The organism is Leeuwenhoekiella sp. A16, assembly GCF_047946675.1.
Classification (GTDB): domain Bacteria; phylum Bacteroidota; class Bacteroidia; order Flavobacteriales; family Flavobacteriaceae; genus Leeuwenhoekiella.
In genome coordinates, this window is the sequence record NZ_CP172313.1 from 3,632,537 (window position 1) to 3,649,653 (window position 17,117).

The 17,117-nt window shown below is 38.5% G+C and carries 15 protein-coding genes; all 15 read left to right on the forward strand.

Features of this window, described 5'->3' with window-relative positions:
- Positions 1-79 precede the first annotated feature (79 nt).
- The 15 genes from ACH3O9_RS15890 to ACH3O9_RS15960 all read left to right on the forward strand — a co-directional run bounded on the left by ACH3O9_RS15890 (position 80) and on the right by ACH3O9_RS15960 (position 17,116).
- Positions 80-1,459 carry a cytochrome ubiquinol oxidase subunit I gene (locus ACH3O9_RS15890; RefSeq protein ID WP_416442133.1) on the forward strand — a complete coding sequence of 460 codons (1,380 nt, stop codon included), beginning with the start codon at positions 80-82 and terminating at the stop codon, positions 1,457-1,459.
- 5 nt (positions 1,460-1,464) lie between these two features.
- Positions 1,465-2,502 carry a cytochrome d ubiquinol oxidase subunit II gene (cydB, locus tag ACH3O9_RS15895; RefSeq protein WP_416442134.1) on the forward strand — a complete coding sequence of 346 codons (1,038 nt, stop codon included), beginning with the start codon at positions 1,465-1,467 and terminating at the stop codon, positions 2,500-2,502.
- Positions 2,503-2,577: 75 nt separating this feature from the next.
- Positions 2,578-3,132: a YeeE/YedE family protein gene (locus tag ACH3O9_RS15900; RefSeq protein ID WP_416442135.1), complete on the forward strand. Its 555-nt coding sequence runs from the start codon at positions 2,578-2,580 to the stop codon at positions 3,130-3,132.
- Positions 3,133-3,135: 3 nt separating this feature from the next.
- Positions 3,136-3,549: a DUF6691 family protein gene (locus tag ACH3O9_RS15905; protein WP_416442136.1), complete on the forward strand. Its 414-nt coding sequence runs from the start codon at positions 3,136-3,138 to the stop codon at positions 3,547-3,549.
- 241 nt (positions 3,550-3,790) lie between these two features.
- Positions 3,791-5,725, forward strand: coding sequence for a glucosamine-6-phosphate deaminase (gene nagB, locus ACH3O9_RS15910; RefSeq protein WP_416442137.1), 1,935 nt, complete (start codon positions 3,791-3,793; stop codon positions 5,723-5,725).
- A gap of 70 nt (positions 5,726-5,795) precedes the next feature.
- Complete coding sequence (udk, locus tag ACH3O9_RS15915; protein WP_416442138.1) at positions 5,796-6,404, forward strand: uridine kinase; 609 nt, start codon at positions 5,796-5,798, stop codon at positions 6,402-6,404.
- Between the two features lie 4 nt (positions 6,405-6,408).
- Entirely contained in the window at positions 6,409-6,735 is a 327-nt protein-coding gene (locus tag ACH3O9_RS15920) for an FtsB family cell division protein (RefSeq protein WP_416442139.1), read from the forward strand.
- Positions 6,736-6,737: 2 nt separating this feature from the next.
- Positions 6,738-8,096, forward strand: coding sequence for a methylmalonyl-CoA mutase subunit beta (locus ACH3O9_RS15925; RefSeq protein ID WP_416442140.1), 1,359 nt, complete (start codon positions 6,738-6,740; stop codon positions 8,094-8,096).
- Positions 8,089-8,673: a hypothetical protein gene (locus ACH3O9_RS15930; RefSeq protein ID WP_416442141.1), complete on the forward strand. Its 585-nt coding sequence runs from the start codon at positions 8,089-8,091 to the stop codon at positions 8,671-8,673. Before ACH3O9_RS15925 ends, ACH3O9_RS15930 begins: the two co-directional genes overlap by 8 nt.
- A gap of 104 nt (positions 8,674-8,777) precedes the next feature.
- Positions 8,778-10,856 (forward strand): methylmalonyl-CoA mutase, encoded by a 2,079-nt coding sequence (gene scpA, locus ACH3O9_RS15935; protein WP_416442142.1) that lies wholly within the window; start codon positions 8,778-8,780, stop codon positions 10,854-10,856.
- 80 nt (positions 10,857-10,936) lie between these two features.
- On the forward strand, positions 10,937-11,815 hold the full coding sequence (locus tag ACH3O9_RS15940; RefSeq protein WP_416442143.1) for an SDR family oxidoreductase: 879 nt from the start codon (positions 10,937-10,939) through the stop codon (positions 11,813-11,815).
- Between the two features lie 82 nt (positions 11,816-11,897).
- On the forward strand, positions 11,898-14,735 hold the full coding sequence (locus ACH3O9_RS15945; protein WP_416442144.1) for a M16 family metallopeptidase: 2,838 nt from the start codon (positions 11,898-11,900) through the stop codon (positions 14,733-14,735).
- Between the two features lie 128 nt (positions 14,736-14,863).
- Positions 14,864-15,631 (forward strand): ParA family protein, encoded by a 768-nt coding sequence (locus ACH3O9_RS15950; protein ID WP_416442145.1) that lies wholly within the window; start codon positions 14,864-14,866, stop codon positions 15,629-15,631.
- Between the two features lie 2 nt (positions 15,632-15,633).
- A complete protein-coding gene (locus ACH3O9_RS15955; protein ID WP_416442146.1) occupies positions 15,634-16,533 on the forward strand; it encodes a ParB/RepB/Spo0J family partition protein in 900 nt (299 codons plus the stop codon).
- Positions 16,526-17,116 (forward strand): DUF5683 domain-containing protein, encoded by a 591-nt coding sequence (locus ACH3O9_RS15960; RefSeq protein ID WP_416442147.1) that lies wholly within the window; start codon positions 16,526-16,528, stop codon positions 17,114-17,116. Before ACH3O9_RS15955 ends, ACH3O9_RS15960 begins: the two co-directional genes overlap by 8 nt.
- The last annotated feature ends 1 nt before the right edge of the window (position 17,117 follow it).

Here is a 17,117-nt window from a genome sequence, read left to right on the forward strand (position 1 = left end):
TTTTTAGCTGGTTTTACACCTTTAAAAATCGGTTAATTCGGGCATAAAATCGTACATTTACAGGACAAAACCTCCTATCATGGATGTAGAAATACTCGCCAGAATCCAGTTTGCTTTTACTATTGCATTTCATTACATCTACCCGCCTCTTAGTATAGGTTTGGGACTTATAATGGTGATCTTTGAAAGCCTTTATGTACGCACTAAAAAAGATGATTATCATATTCTTGCCCGCTTCTGGACAAAAATATTTGCCCTAACTTTTGGTATTGGTGTAGTTACTGGTATTGTGATGGAATTTGAGTTTGGGACTAACTGGGCAACTTACTCACGCTATGTAGGCGATATCTTTGGCAGCGCACTGGCTGCAGAAGGTATATTTGCTTTTGCCCTTGAGAGCGGTTTTCTGGGCGTTCTTCTTTTTGGGTGGAATCGTGTGAAACCCTGGGTGCATCTTGTTTCTACTGTAGGTGTATTTCTGGGATCTATGTTCTCTGCCGTCTGGATCGTTGTTGCAAATAGCTGGCAACAAACGCCCGCAGGTTACCACATTGTAGGTCACGGTATGCAGGTGCGTGCAGAAATAACAGATTTCTGGGCTATGGTTTTTAATCCGTCCAGTATGGATAGACTTATACATGTGTGGTTAGGTGCGTTTTTATCTGGTGCTTTTCTTATTCTTAGTGTTCATGCCTATTATTTATTAAAAGGCAGGTACGTGAAGATCTCAAAAATGGCTTTTAAAATATCTCTAGTCGCTGCAACTGTATTCTCTTTAGCGCAGTTACTGGCCGGTCACAGGTCTGCAGATGGTGTGGGTGAAAATCAACCGGCAAAACTAGCAGCACTTGAAGGTCATTTTGAAGCAAATGCTCCGGCAGATATGTATTTATTTGGCTGGGTAGATAAAGAAAGTCAGGAAGTGACGGGTGTTGGTATTCCCGGCGGACTTTCATTTTTAGTCAAACAAGATTTTAAAGCACCAGTTACCGGTCTTAATGCTTTTCCTGAAGATGAACGGCCTTCGCAAATAAATGCTGTATTTCAGTTTTATCACATTATGATCGCTATTGGCATGTTCCTCATTTTTATTACCCTTTATGCCAGTTTTCAATGGTGGCGTGGTAAATTGTTTGACAAACGATGGCTGCTTTGGGTTTTCGTCTTTACAGCCCTTTTACCACAAATAGCCAACCAGGTGGGTTGGTTTGCTGCAGAGATGGGTAGACAGCCCTGGGTGGTTTATGGCTTACTTAGAACCTCTGAAGCTTTTTCACAGGCGGTTTCTGCAAATCAGATCGTATTTTCTTTAATTCTGTTTTTATTGGTCTACAGTCTGCTTTTTGTACTTTTTGTATATCTTTTAAACAAAAAAATAAAACATGGTCCTTATGATGAGGAAGATGACAACGATAGACCACATACCCGTGAAATGACAGAAATGCTAACCGGAAATTAAGAATTATGGCTACTTTTTTAGGTATAGATTATCCCACGTTATGGTTTCTTGTAGTTGGTGCCCTTTTCTCAGGTTATGCTATATTAGATGGTTTTGACTTTGGCGCAGGAGCCTGGCATCTCTTTTTTAAAAAGGAAGAAAGCAGGCGTATTGCATTAAATGCAGTAGGTCCTGTTTGGGATGGTAATGAGGTTTGGCTCGTGATAGGCGGTGGAGCTTTATTTGCAGGTTTTCCCGTGATGTATGCGAGTCTGTTCAGTTCTATGTATATCCCGTTTATGCTTTTTCTGCTTTTTATAATCTTTAGGGCGATTTCTATTGAATTTAGAGGCAAAGAAGAAATGAAATGGTGGCGCAGAATTTGGGATATAAGCTATAGTGTTAGCAGTATCATGCTGGCATTTTTACTGGGAGTTATTTTAGGAAATATACTTTTAGGTATCGCTATTGGCGAAAATTTTGACTATGAAGGTGGTCCTTTCTTTGAGTTTCTAAATCCGTACGCATTAATGACAGGCATAACTACACTTGCCCTTTTTATGTCTCACGGTGCTATATATCTTTTACTTAAAACCGAAGGCAGATTATTTGCAAAACTCACAAAACTACTCAAGAAAGGAATGATCTTTTTTATGGTAAGTTTCGGCATTACCACTTTGTATACTCTTCTTTATATTCCGCATTTATCTGACGATTTTCGCAGTAATCCGGTGCTTTTTATAGTGCCTTTGCTTACTTTTTTAAGCATTGCAAACGTGCCACGACTGGCCAATAAGAAAAAATACTCTTTAGCTTTCTTCTTCTCTTCGGTCACAATAAGTCTATTGCTTGTGCTTGTAGCTATAGAACTCTATCCTACCCTACTTTTTTCAACTATAGATTATGATTACAGCATCAATGTGTATAATGCAGCAGCATCAGACAAATCGTTAGGGATCATGTTGCTATTTGTGGCTATTGGAGGTCCTTTGGTATTGAGTTATACCTTTTTCGTTTATCGTACTTTTAGAGGAAAGGTAAAACTTGATGATCATAGTTATTAAGGTTGAATTACTTTCGTAACATATGTTACTGTAAGCTCTCTCAATTTCTCTTTTATTTGCATCAAAATTTAAAATATGGAATGGATCACTAATCCCTGGCCTTGGTATGTTTCCGGGCCGTTAATAGCTTTAGTTATGTTTCTCCTGCTTTTTGTAGGTAAACAATTTGGTATGTCTTCTAACCTGCGCACGCTTTGTTCTGCCACAGGTGCAGGAAAAGCTGCAGAGTTCTTTAGGTTTGACTGGAAAAAAGAACGGTGGAATTTGATTGTAATTGTAGGAGCCGCAATAGGCGGGTTTTTAGCCTCGCATTATCTTTCAGACAATACAGTTGTTATTGCAGATGATGTAGTTGTGAAATTACAGGGTTATGGTATTGAGAGTGCAGGCAAAGCTTACCTGCCCACAGAGATTTTTAGTATTGAAGCTTTATCTAGTCCTAAGGTTCTTGCAATTTTGATAATAGGCGGATTCTTAGTTGGTTTTGGTGCGCGCTACGCAGGTGGTTGCACATCGGGTCACGCCATCTCTGGTTTAAGTAATTTACAACTGCCATCACTAATAGCGGTTATAGGTTTCTTTATAGGTGGTCTTGTAATGATTCACCTTATTTATCCCCTAATATTTTAAACGATGAAAACACTGGTATATTTAGTTATAGGTATCTTTTTTGGAATAATCATGTATAAATCTGAAGCCGCGTCCTGGTTTCGCATTTATGAAATGTTTGAGTTTGGATCTTTTCACATGTACGGCATAATGGGCTCTGCCCTAATTATTGGTGTGCTGGGCGTTCAAATAATTAAGAGATTTAAAATAAAAGCAATTGGAGGACACGAGATGTCTTTAAAACCCAAGAAAATGGGTTTCTCACGCTACATGCTGGGCGGAATAATATTTGGTTTAGGATGGGCACTGGCAGGTGCTTGCCCGGGACCAATGTATGTACTTACAGGTGCAGGTTATATTTCTATAATGATTGTTGTAGTTGCTGCCATAGCGGGAACTTTTGTCTACGGTCTGGTTAAAGATAAATTGCCACACTAAAGAATTAAACATATTTTAAAAAGCCCTTATTGTAAAAAATAAGGGCTTTTTCCATTTGCAACTATATTAACTTCATTGCTCATTAATTTTTAAACTTTGTGCGAAATTGACATTATTAACTTGAAATAAATTCATTATTTTTAAATAAGTTTATAAATTCTTATAAGTTCATAATCAAGTACGGTCAAAAAATTTGCTTGTAGAAAGCAGTTTTGATCGATTAACTCTAAAAATTTTAAAGATGATTGCTGAATTTGAAATGCGTCAGGATAAAAGCATAAGTTATCAGGAAGCCGGTATTTATGAAAATACCAGATTTGAAAAAATTCATAATGTCATTTTTGACAATTCAAATGAAGCTTCGGTTATTGTTGCGCGAGAGATAGCGACCTTAATAAGAAAGAAGAATGCAGCCGGTAAGGTTTGTGTTCTGGGTTTGGCAACCGGTTCTTCGCCTATTAAGGTTTATGAAGAACTTGTGCGCCTGCATAAAGAAGATGGTTTAAGCTTTAAAAATGTGGTGACTTTTAATCTTGATGAGTACTACCCCATGTCGCCACAACACGCGCAGAGCTATCACTACTTTATGCATCAGCATCTTTTTGATCATATAGACATCGATGAAGACAATATAAATATCCCACACGGGCAGGTACCTGCAGATCAGATTTTAGAATTCTGTGTAGACTATGAGCAGAAAATTAAAAAACTGGGCGGATTAGATTTTCAATTGTTGGGTATAGGTCGTACCGGTCACATAGGTTTTAACGAGCCGGGGTCACATTACAACTCACGTACCAGACTTATAACCTTAGATCATTTAACGCGCACTGATGCTTCTCCTGCTTTTCTTGGTTTAGAAAATGTACCAAAAAAGGCAATAACGATGGGCATACAAACGGTATTAGAGGCAAAACGCATTGTACTTCTCGCCTGGGGACAAAATAAAGCCGAAATTGTAAAAGAAGCTATAGAAGGCAATATAACCGCTCAGGTACCTTCAACTTATTTACAAGGTCATAAGAACACAACCTTTGTTATAAATACAGAAGCAGCTGCAGATCTTACACGTATTAAAACTCCATGGCTTGTTGGCACCTGTGACTGGACGCCAGAGCTTACCAGAAAAGCTGTTGTTTGGCTTTGTGATATAACTCAGAAATCTATTCTGAAACTTACAGATAAAGATTATAACGATAACGGTATGGAAGGTCTTCTTACTTTAGAAGGCTCATCTTACGAACTCAATATTAAAATGTTCAACCGTTTGCAGCATACAATTTCGGGATGGCCCGGCGGTAAACCCAATGCCGAAGACACAAAACGACCAGAACGTTCGGAACCTGCTAAAAAACGGGTATTAATATTTAGTCCGCACCCTGATGACGATGTGATATCTATGGGAGGCACTTTTGACCGACTAGTAGAACAGGGTCATGAAGTACACGTGGCTTACCAGACATCTGGCAATATTGCTGTTTCTAATGATCACGCCCTTACCTATGCAGAAGTTGCAGCTGCAATGACCCCGGGAAGTGATTGCTATCAGGATATAATTAAGCACATCAAGAAAAGTGAGAAATTTGCTGTAGATGATCCCGTCGTTCGTCAATTAAAGGGAATCATTAGACAAAAAGAATCTATAGGAGCCACGCGATATTTAGGTATACCAGATAAGCAAGCGCACTTTCTTAATCTTCCTTTTTATGAAACAGGTGGTATAAAGAAAAATCCGTTAGGAGAAGAAGATATTGCTATCATGTGCGATCTTATTGAAGAAATTAAACCGCACCAGATTTATGCTGCCGGTGATCTCGCAGATCCGCATGGCACTCATAAAGTATGTCTTGATGCGCTATTTCAGGCATTAGCCAGACTTAAAAAAGAGCCATACATGAGTGATTGCTGGGTTTGGTTATATCGAGGTGCATGGCATGAATGGGGAATGCACGAGATAGATATGGCGGTACCTATGAGTCCAGATCAGGTTTTACGCAAGCGAAAAGCAATATTTTATCACCAGTCACAAAAAGATGGGGTTATGTTTCAAGGGGACGACTCTAGAGAATTCTGGGTACGTGCTGAAGAACGTAATAAAGAGACAGCTACTAAATACCACAAGCTGGGTCTGGCAGATTATGCTGCTATTGAAGCTTTTAAAAGACATTTTTATTAGTAGCCACCCGGCAAAAAATTAAAATCAGGATATTGCCTTCAGTTTGCTAAATTTGCCGCAAACGAGACTTATGCTTATAATGGGAATTGCCGGTGGTACGGGCAGTGGTAAAACAACAGTTGTAAACCAGATTGTGCATGAACTTCCGGAAGGTGAAGTGACTGTAATATCACAAGATTCATATTACAGAGACACATCACATCTTAGTTATGACGAGCGTATCAAAATAAATTTTGATCATCCCAGAGCTATTGATTTTGAGTTACTTTGTTCACATCTTGAAGATCTAAGAGCAGGTAAAACAATAGAGCAGCCTGTTTATTCTTTCGTTAAGCATAATCGCACAAAAGATACAGTAATTACGCATCCGCGAAAGGTTGTCATCGTAGAAGGAATTCTTATTCTCACACATCCTGAAATACGAGACCTTTTTGACATTAAAATATTTGTTCATGCAGATTCTGATGAACGCTTAATACGTCGCCTAAAGCGCGATATAGCAGAGCGTGGTCGGGATCTTGATGAAGTTTTAAATCGTTACCAGACGACATTAAAACCTATGCATCAACAATTTATAGAACCCACAAAAGAGTTTGCAGATCTTATAATACCTAACAACAGATATAATACTGTAGCTGTTGATATCGTTCGTACTATAATCAATCAACGTCTTGCCTAAAACAATGGGGATCAAAAAACTGAAAGAGAAGAGATGGTTCAGGATCTTGGGCAACAAATATGTGCTCATTCTTGTTATTTTCTCGATCTGGATGTTCTTTTTTGATGCCAATTCCTGGTTTATTCATAAAGAATTAAACGATGAGATTGATAAATTAGAAGGCAATAAGGTTTATTTTCTCAAAGAGATCACTTCAGATAAAGAGCAGATACAAAGCTTAAAAGATACTGAAGAACTGGAGCGTTTTGCAAGAGAAGAGTATTTTATGAAAAAGGATAATGAAGAAATTTACATCATAGAATATGAAGACAGCCTTAAAAATGAGAATTAACTATGAGTAAATCCCTGTTTTCTGAATTTGATACCGTCTCTGCAAAAGCCTTTAAACAAAAGATTCAGTACGATCTTAAAGGTGCAGATTATAATAAGACTTTGGTATGGAATACAGAAGAAGGTATTGATGTAAAGCCCTTTTACAGCAGCGAAGATTTTATTGAAAACACTCCTATCCCCGACCATCCTGAAGACTGGAAGATAGGTGAAGAAATTTTTATACTAGATCCTAAAGTTTCTGCCAGAACTGCAAATGAGGTGCTTGCAAAAGGTACTCAGACCATTATCTTTAAAGCCGATAAACCTTTTGATGTTTCAATTCTCTTTTCAGCAATTGAAAATAAGTCTGTAACTCTATATTTTAGATTTTCATTTTTAGACAAAGAATTTTTAAAAAATCTGGCTCTGGAGGCTAAAAATCGGTCTATTTCGGTGTTTTTTGGCATTGATATTATAGGCAATCTTGCAGTTTCGGGAAACTGGTTCAATAATATGGAACATGATTTTAGCGATCTACAGTCGATTTTAGGCATAAATAACCGGATTTTGACGATAGATGCATCTCCTTATCTTGAAGCCGGCGCAACTATCGTTCAACAATTAGCGTATTCTTTGGCGCAAGCCAATGAATATTTAAATGCATATCAGCACGAGTTAAAAGACCAGCTTATCACTTTTAATCTGGCAGTTTCTTCAAATTACTTTTTTGAGATCGCAAAAATTAGAGCTTTAAGACTGCTATACGCTCAACTTGCTGCAGAATACGGTTTACCTACAAAATGCCACATCACCGTTTCTCCTGCAAAACGCAATAAAGTAATCTACGATTACAACACAAATATGCTGCGCACGACAACAGAATGTATGAGTGCTATTTTAGGAGGTGCAGACACCGTTACAAATTTGCCGTATGATGCACTATATCATAAAACAAACGAGTTTGGGCAACGCATTTCACGCAATCAATTATTGATTCTTAGAGAAGAAAGTTATTTTGATTCTAAAAAAGATGCTGCTGCGGGAAGTTATTATGTAGAAACGCTTACGCGCCAATTTGCAGAAAAAGCTCTTGATCTTTTCAAAAAAATTGAAGCAGACGGCGGATTTCTAAAACTATTGAAAGCCGGTACAATTCAGCGTAAAATAAAAGAAAGTGCACAAAAAGAACAGGCAGATTTTGATGCAGACAACACCGTTTTATTAGGCATTAACAAGCATCCTAATCTTGATGATCGTATGAAAAACGACCTTGAGTTATATCCGTTTCTAAAGATAAATCCCAGAAAAACCTTAGTAATACCTATAATTCCTAAGCGCCTGGCAGAAGAAAAGGAAAAACAACGTTTACAGAATGAATAGATCTCTCTTCAATTTTTTAGTTCTTCTAAGTGCCATTTTTCTGATTGTTTCCTGTGGAAAAAAACAAAGTTTAAAATTTGAATATAGTGATGAAACGCTTGATATATCCTGCGATCAAATAGATTCTACCCTTATAAAAGAAGCTTTATTCTCTTTTGAAGACGATATCACAAAAAAATACACCACAGAATTCTACGATACCAGAAATGCATACCGTAAATACATTTATTACGGGATGAGCGGTAAAGCGCCTTATGGCGAAATGGTATCTCCTCATACGCTTGAGGTTATGCAGGAACTTAAAAATATAGAAGGTCTCTGGCTCCCGGGAAATGATAAAAGTGTTCTCAATTACGATCATCCATTTGTGTCCTGCCTGCTGGAAAATATCAGCAATTCAGGCTTAAAAACGACAATTTCTTCATTAAAATCGGTCAATGCTCTTAGCCCTACTATACTTGAACGCCGCATACGCAATGTCATTAATGAAGCAGGCAAAGACAAATATCTTGCTATTTATATCGCGCTGGATTCGTATTACGGGCGCCTTTACGATTTACCTGAGAAAACTGAATAACCACTTTCAAAATTTATCGTTTACTAATTACCAAGGAAATCGTATTTTGAACATTAGATCAATTTATAGAAATACTTCTTTAATTACAGATCAAAAATTACAATATGCGTAAAAATCTGCAACATCTCACATTTAATAAATCTGATGCAACTAAAGATTCTAAAAAGTATTTAGAAGATATAGAACATTTAGATTTTGCTGCAGGTTTGCCACCATACTTACGCGGCCCGTACAGTACAATGTATGTAAGAAAACCATGGACTATAAGGCAGTACGCAGGTTTTTCTACAGCAGAAGAAAGCAATCTCTTTTACAGAAGAAATCTTAAAGCCGGGCAAAAAGGGCTGTCTGTGGCTTTTGATCTTGCTACACATCGAGGTTATGATAGTGATCATGAGCGCGTAGAAGGTGATGTGGGCAATGCCGGTGTCGCAATCGATACCGTTGAGGATATGAAAATACTTTTTGATCAAATCCCTCTTGACCAGATGTCTGTCTCAATGACGATGAATGGTGCCGTGCTTCCTATTCTAGCTTTTTATATTGTCGCCGCAGAAGAACAAGGAGTTAAACCAGAGCAATTATCTGGTACGATACAAAACGACATTTTAAAGGAGTTTATGGTGCGCAACACCTACATCTACCCTCCTGGCCCATCAATGCGTATTGTTTCAGATATTTTTAAATATGCTTCCGCGAAAATGCCCCGGTTTAACTCAATTTCTATTTCGGGCTATCACATGCAGGAAGCAGGCGCGACTTGTGAGATCGAGCTGGCATACACATTAGCCGATGGATTAGAATACTTGCGCACAGGCATAAATGCCGGTCTCGACATAGATAATTTCGCCCCTAGACTTTCCTTTTTCTGGGCAATAGGTATGGATCATTTTACCGAAATCGCAAAAATGCGCGCCGCCCGTATGCTCTGGGCAAGAATTGTAAAACAGTTTAATCCTAAAAATCCTAAATCGCTTGCCTTAAGAACACATTGCCAGACAAGCGGCTGGAGTCTTACTGAGCAAGACCCGTTTAACAATGTTGCGCGAACCACAATAGAAGCTGCTGCGGCTGCCTTTGGTGGTACACAAAGTTTGCATACTAACGCACTCGATGAAGCGATTGCTTTACCTACAGATTTTTCGGCGCGTATTGCCAGAAACACACAGATATTTCTGCAGGAAGAAACACAGATAACCCGTACCGTTGATCCCTGGGCTGGAAGCTATTTCGTAGAAAATCTCACCCACGAGATCGTGCAAAAAGCCTGGGAGCTAATTGAAGAAGTACAAGATCTGGGTGGTATGACAAAAGCAATAGAAAAAGGAATTCCTAAACTGCGTATTGAAGAAGCTGCTGCAATTAAGCAAGCGCGTATAGATAGCGGTAAAGATGTTATTGTAGGCGTTAATAAATACAAACCAGATTTTAATGAAGACCTTTTTAAAATTCTGGAAGTTGATAATGAAGCGGTTAGGCAATCGCAATTAAAACGCCTTGCCGAAGTAAAATCGGGTAGAAATAGTGAAAAAGTGGTTAAAACCCTTCAAAAACTGGCTACTTGTGCCAAAACCGGCGAAGGTAATTTACTGGATCTCGCAGTTGAAGCTGCACGCGAAAGAGCAACCATAGGGGAGATTTCACTAGCTTTAGAGGAGGTTTTTGGCAGATATAAGGCACAAATTAAATCATTTAGCGGCGTGTATAGCAAAGAAATAAGTAACGACGAGACTTTTAAAAAGGCCCAACAGCTCGCAGACAAATTGGCTGAATTTGAAGGTCGCAGACCACGTATTATGATCGCTAAAATGGGTCAGGACGGGCACGACAGAGGTGCGAAAGTGATCGCAACCGGCTATGCAGATGTAGGTTTTGATGTAGATATTGGTCCGTTATTTCAAACACCTAAAGAAGCGGCAAGACAGGCAGTAGAGAATGATGTTCATATTTTAGGAATTTCATCATTGGCCGGTGGACACAAAACGCTGGTGCCACAAGTGATAAACGAACTCAAAAAATTAGATCGTGATGATATCATGGTAATTGTAGGCGGTGTGATACCGCAGCAGGATTACCAGTTTCTTTTTGATGCAGGCGCCGTGGCAGTTTTTGGTCCCGGAACCAAAATTAGTGAAGCGGCAATTTCGATTTTAGAATTGTTGCTTCAGACTTTTGACGATTAAGAAGAATAGCTTTCAATTTAAACTATTCCACTAAAGCTGCCAGAGATAACAAGTAGCATATTAATATAAACTATAATAAGATGTACACAGACAAAATGCTTCGAGATGACGCTCTTAAAGGAAAAACGATTGTGGTAACCGGCGGTGGCAGCGGTCTGGGTAAATCAATGACAAAATACTTTCTGCAGCTTGGCGCGCAGGTGGCTATCTCATCTCGCAATCTTGACAAGCTTAAAGCGACCGCAAAAGAGCTGGAAGAAGAAACCGGCGGTAAGGTTCTTCCTGTACAATGCGATGTGCGTAATTATGACGAGGTAGAGGCTATGCGAGATAGCGTTATTAAAGAATTTGGTAAAGTTGATGTGCTGCTTAATAATGCTGCCGGCAATTTTATTTCGCCCACAGAGCGACTTTCTGCAAATGCTTTTGATGTGATTATAGATATAGTTTTAAAAGGAAGTAAAAACTGTACGCTGACTTTTGGTAAACACTGGATAGAAACAAAACAAAAAAGTGTAACCATTTTAAATATAGTCACCACCTATGCCTGGACGGGTTCTGCATATGTGGTGCCTAGTGCTACTGCAAAAGCAGGAGTTCTTGCAATGACACGTTCTCTGGCGGTAGAATGGGCAAAATACGGTATACGCTCAAATGCCATTGCTCCCGGCCCCTTCCCTACTAAAGGTGCGTGGGATAGGTTACTCCCGGGAGATTTAAAAGATAAATTTGATCTGGCCAAGAAAGTACCACTGCGTCGCGTGGGTGATCATCAGGAATTGGCAAATCTGGCTGCTTACCTTGTTTCAGATTTTTCTGCTTATGTAAATGGCGAAGTGATCACTATTGATGGCGGTGAGTGGCTGGAAGGAGCAGGACAATTTAATATTCTTCAACAAATTCCTGAAGAACTTTGGGATCAACTGGAAGCTATGATCAAGGCTAAAAAGAATAATTAATAAAAATAGTATATTGTAATTCAATAAGATAGTTCCCCTCTTACGCTTAATTCATCATTTATTAATCAATTAACTATGCATTATGAGGAATAGACTACTCCCCGCTCTGCTGGCATGCTCTCTTTTTATTTTTGTAGGTAAAGCACAAACCACAGAGCAGGAAATTACAAGTAAGCCCATACCTGAAGGGCAAATCCCCACAGATTCTAATGTGAAAATTGGCAAGTTAGAAAACGGTCTAACGTATTACATTCGCAATAACGGGAAACCTGAAGACAAAGTAGAATTACGCCTTGTTGTTAATGCAGGTTCAATACTTGAGAATGATGAGCAGCAAGGTCTTGCTCATTTTATGGAGCACATGAACTTTAATGGGACCAAGAATTTTCAGAAAAATGACCTTGTAAATTACCTGCAAAGTATAGGTGTAAAATTTGGCGCTGACCTGAACGCTTACACAAGTTTTGATGAGACCGTTTATATTTTGCCAATACCAAGTGATGATCCTGAGAAGCTGGAAAAAGGGTTTCAGATTCTTGAGGACTGGGCACATAATACCACTTTAACAGATGAAGCCATAGATGGTGAGCGCGGTGTCGTTCTTGAAGAATACAGGCTGGGTTTAGGTCCAGACAAGCGCATGTTGCAGGAATACCTGCCTAAAATGCTTTACGGCTCTAAGTATGCAGAACGCATGCCTATAGGTAAGAAAGACATTCTTGAGAATTTTGATCATGAGACCTTAAGACAATTCTATAGAGACTGGTATAGACCAGATTTAATGGCGGTGGTCGCTGTGGGTGATCTTGATGTTGCTACCCTCGAAAAAAAGATAAAAGAACATTTTGGCAAAATAGAAAAACCTGCTTCACCTAAAGCAAGAAAATCCTTTGACCTTCCCAATCATGAAGAAACGTTTGTGACAGTAGCTCAGGACAAAGAAGCTCCGTTTAGTCAGGTGCAGGTCATGTATAAAGACACTTTTGAAAAGCCTGTAGCCACAACTACAAAAGACTACAAAGATCTGGTAGTGCGTGGTTTATTCTCTACAATGCTGAATAATAGGCTAGACGAATTAAGAAACAGTGCTAACCCGCCATTTGTTTTTGGTTATTCATATTACGGTGGCACTTATGCCAGAGATAAAAATGCTTATCAAAGTTTTGCTAACACAAGTGAAAAAGGACAATTAGCTGGTTTAAAAGCTCTTCTTGAAGAAAATGAACGCGTAAAACGTTATGGTTTTAAAGAAGGTGAATTTGAACGTGCTAAAAAAGAAATTCTGGCTCGTATGGAAAGAGCCTACAAAGACCGTGACAAAATAGAAAGTGGCCGCGTGGTAGGAGAATATATAAATAACTTTCTTGAAGATGAACCCATTCCTGGTATCGAGTGGGAATATGACTTTTACAAACAAATCTTGCCTACAGTACAGCTAAGTGAGATTAATGGATTAATAAACTCATTTCTACACGATAACAACAGGGTTATCATACTAACCGGTCCTGAAAAAGAAGGTCTTGAACCGATAGAAGAATCTGAAATACTCGTACTGCTTGACGAAGTTCAAAATGAAGCACTTCAACCTTATGAAGATGAAGCCATTCGGGAACATCTAATAGAAAACGCCCCAAAACCGGGAGAAATCACCAAAATCGTTAATAATATCGACCTTGATTTTAAAACGATGACACTTAGCAACGGGGCTAAAATTTCATATAAAATCACCGATTTTAAGAACGATGAGATACTTTTTAGCGCTTATAGTCCGGGAGGAACAAGTTTGTATGATGATGCAGATTATATCGCTACAGCTTTCGCTAATGGGGGTCTTGACGAGGCAGGCATAGGCGGTCTTTCAAAAAATGATCTTACCAAGATGATGAGCGGTAAGATTGTAAGCGTATCACCTTATATATCTAATCTCGCCGAAGGTTTTAACGGGCAGGCAGCACCTAAAGATCTTGAAACGCTCTTCCAGATGGTCTATCTGTATTTTACAGATCTCAATAAAGATCAAGAAGCCTTTAATTCTTACATGAGCAAGCAGAAGAGTTTTATGGGCAATCTTATGGCAAATCCTAATTACTATTACCAGAATGAGATAGGTAAAATACGTAATGAAGGTAACGATCGTTTCATCGGTTTTCCGACACCTGAAAAAATGGATGAGGCAGATTATGACCTTGCTTACGCGAAATATAAAGAGCGTTTTGCAGATCCCGGTGATTTTCATTTCTATTTTGTAGGGAATGTAGATGAGAGTAAATTGAAAGAATACGCTATGAAATATTTAGCTGGTCTTCCTTCAAATAATAGCAATGAAAAATGGAAAGCCACCACCTTTAGAGAAAAAGACGAATATCAAAAAGTAGTCGTAAATAAAGGTACAGATCCTAAAAGCCAGGTGCGTATCATCTGGGAAGAAGAAACCCCGTACGATGAAGATGAGGAAGTGGCTATAGACGCTCTGGGTGAAATTTTAACCATTAAACTGGTTGAGCAATTACGGGAAGAAATAGGCGGTGTATATGGCGTAGGTGCCAGAGGCAGCATGAGCAAAATAAGTTTTAGCAATGTAACTTTTACGATCTCCTTCCCTTGCGGACCTGAGAATGTTTATAAGTTAATTGAAGCCGCCCTTACCGAAGTAGAAAAAATTAAAAAGGATGGTCCCACAGAAACCGATCTTAATAAAGTAAAAGAAACCTACTTGCAGGCGCACAAAGAACAAGTAAAACAAAACAGATACTGGTTAACTACTTTGCAAACCCTTGATCAACAAGATAAGAATATGGATGAGGTCATCAGTTTTGAAGATGAAATCAAGTCACTCACCACAAAAGAAATTCAGGATGTAGCTAATAAATATCTTGATCAAAATTATTTTCTGGGTATATTAATGCCAGAAGAAGGTTAAAATATATAATCGCTTGATAAAGGGGAGTTCATGAGAACTCCCCTTTTTTGTTGTTAACACTGTTAACAAAAAGCATTTTGTATGCCCATATTAAATCGTATTTTTACCCCTAAATTGTCTCAAATCGTATGGGTAAAATTATCGCTGTTGCGAATCAAAAAGGTGGTGTAGGTAAAACTACAACCTCAGTAAATCTGGCAGCTTCCTTAGGAGTCTTTGAGAAAAAAGTATTATTGATAGATGCAGATCCACAGGCCAATGCAACATCTGGTCTTGGTATAGATGTAGAAAGTATTGAGATAGGTACTTATCAATTACTAGAGCACAGCAGCAAAGCTGAAGATGCTATAATCCCTACAGACTCCCCTAACCTGTCACTAATTCCATCACATATAGACCTCGTGGCTATCGAGATCGAGTTAGTAGATATGGATGAGCGAGAATACATGCTGCGCAAAGCTATACAGCATTTAAAAGATAGTTACGATTACATCCTGATTGATTGTGCTCCTTCATTAGGGCTTTTAACTTTAAACGCTCTAACTGCTGCAGATTCTGTAATAATACCTATACAATGTGAATATTTTGCCCTTGAAGGTTTGGGTAAATTATTGAATACAATTAAAAGTGTACAGAAGATACACAATCAAAATCTTGACATAGAAGGGCTTTTACTTACTATGTACGACTCGCGCTTGCGACTTTCTAACCAGGTTGTTGAAGAAGTGCAGAAGCATTTTGATGAGATGGTCTTTAAAACAATTATACAGCGCAACGTGCGTTTGAGTGAAGCACCTAGTTACGGGGAAAGTATCATAAATTATGATGCGGGAAGTAAAGGAGCCTCTAACTATTTAAGTCTTGCACAGGAGATAATAAAGAAAAACGAAGCGTAATAATGGCTAAAGCTACTAAGAAACAGGCATTAGGAAGAGGGCTTTCTGCTCTCCTCAAAGATCCTGATAACGATATAAAAACAGCAACAGATAAAGGTGCAGATAAGGTAGTAGGAAATATTGTAGAGCTTGACCTTAATGCTGTTGAAGTCAATCCTTTTCAGCCTCGAAGTAGTTTTAATGAAGACGCTTTAAAAGAACTTGCTTCCTCTATACGAGAATTAGGAGTGATTCAGCCTATTACCGTAAGAAAAATAAGTTTTGGTAAATATCAGCTTGTATCAGGGGAAAGACGTTTTCGTGCTTCTAAGATCGTAGGTCTGGAGACTATACCTGCTTATATACGTATAGCAAACGATCAGGAGTCTTTAGAAATGGCTCTGGTTGAGAATATACAGCGCGAAGACCTTGATCCTATCGAGATCGCGCTTTCGTATCAACGCCTTATAGAAGAGATAAATCTTACTCAGGAACAAATGAGTGATCGTGTAGGTAAAAATAGATCTACTATTGCTAACTACCTGCGTTTATTGAAACTTGATCCTATAATCCAAACAGGTATGAGAGATGGTTTTCTTTCTATGGGTCATGGTAGAGCACTTATAAATATTGAGAATACATCAGATCAGCTCGATATCTATGAAAAGATAATAGGTAATTCTTTATCTGTAAGAGCAACAGAAGCTCTTGTAAAAGGTTATAAAGAAAGTAAAGACAAAACCGTTCCTGCTGCCAAGCCAAGTATCCCACAATTTGTGAAAGAAGGAAAAAAAGAAATTGCTAATTATTTTGGCGCCAAGGTAGATGTAAAAATTGCCCCAAAAGGCAATGGCAAGCTTATTATTCCGTTCACTTCAGAAGAAGATTTTAAACGCATACAAAAGTTGATACAAGGTGCTTAACAAGCAAACATTATTATTTATTGCTTTTTTTAGCTTCATTCTTAACGCTATAGCTCAGGATCAAGCCAATACGCCTACAGTAACTTCTCAGGATACTACTTATATTGACAACTACAGACCTCTTAAGCCTGCAAAAGTTGCTTTCTATTCTGCAGTTTTGCCAGGTTTGGGGCAGGCATATAACAGAGACTACTGGAAAATACCTATTGTTTATGCTGCATTAGGCACAGGAGTGGCAGTTGCTGTTTATAACGATGATCAGTTTCAAAAATACCGGACTGCTTATAAAGATCGAATTGCCGGAAGAATAGACGAGTTCACGGTGGTGGCCGAAGACGGAACAGTTACTCAGGTATATACCGAAGATAACCTTCTTGATGCTCAGGATTTTTTTAGACGCCGTAAAGAACTATCTATACTCGTAACGGCCGGCTTATATATTTTACAGATCGTAGAGGCTAATGTAGATGCGCATTTGTCACAATACAATGTTGACGACAGACTTAGTTTAAATCCTTTTATAAGCCGTGAGAACTATAGTCTCTCAACCAATTTCGGTCTTAGTTTAACCTATAATTTTTAAA

Coding starts and splice junctions, on each gene's coding strand:
- ACH3O9_RS15900 (WP_416442135.1), top strand. CDS start 2,578: ATGGAATGGATCACTAATCCCTGGCCTTGGTATGTTTCCGGGCCGTTA.
- scpA (WP_416442142.1), top strand. CDS start 8,778: ATGCGTAAAAATCTGCAACATCTCACATTTAATAAATCTGATGCAACT.
- ACH3O9_RS15950 (WP_416442145.1), top strand. CDS start 14,864: ATGGGTAAAATTATCGCTGTTGCGAATCAAAAAGGTGGTGTAGGTAAA.
- ACH3O9_RS15890 (WP_416442133.1), top strand. CDS start 80: ATGGATGTAGAAATACTCGCCAGAATCCAGTTTGCTTTTACTATTGCA.
- ACH3O9_RS15925 (WP_416442140.1), top strand. CDS start 6,738: ATGAGTAAATCCCTGTTTTCTGAATTTGATACCGTCTCTGCAAAAGCC.
- ACH3O9_RS15930 (WP_416442141.1), top strand. CDS start 8,089: ATGAATAGATCTCTCTTCAATTTTTTAGTTCTTCTAAGTGCCATTTTT.
- udk (WP_416442138.1), top strand. CDS start 5,796: ATGCTTATAATGGGAATTGCCGGTGGTACGGGCAGTGGTAAAACAACA.
- ACH3O9_RS15920 (WP_416442139.1), top strand. CDS start 6,409: ATGGGGATCAAAAAACTGAAAGAGAAGAGATGGTTCAGGATCTTGGGC.
- ACH3O9_RS15945 (WP_416442144.1), top strand. CDS start 11,898: ATGAGGAATAGACTACTCCCCGCTCTGCTGGCATGCTCTCTTTTTATT.
- ACH3O9_RS15940 (WP_416442143.1), top strand. CDS start 10,937: ATGTACACAGACAAAATGCTTCGAGATGACGCTCTTAAAGGAAAAACG.
- nagB (WP_416442137.1), top strand. CDS start 3,791: ATGATTGCTGAATTTGAAATGCGTCAGGATAAAAGCATAAGTTATCAG.
- ACH3O9_RS15955 (WP_416442146.1), top strand. CDS start 15,634: ATGGCTAAAGCTACTAAGAAACAGGCATTAGGAAGAGGGCTTTCTGCT.
- ACH3O9_RS15905 (WP_416442136.1), top strand. CDS start 3,136: ATGAAAACACTGGTATATTTAGTTATAGGTATCTTTTTTGGAATAATC.
- cydB (WP_416442134.1), top strand. CDS start 1,465: ATGGCTACTTTTTTAGGTATAGATTATCCCACGTTATGGTTTCTTGTA.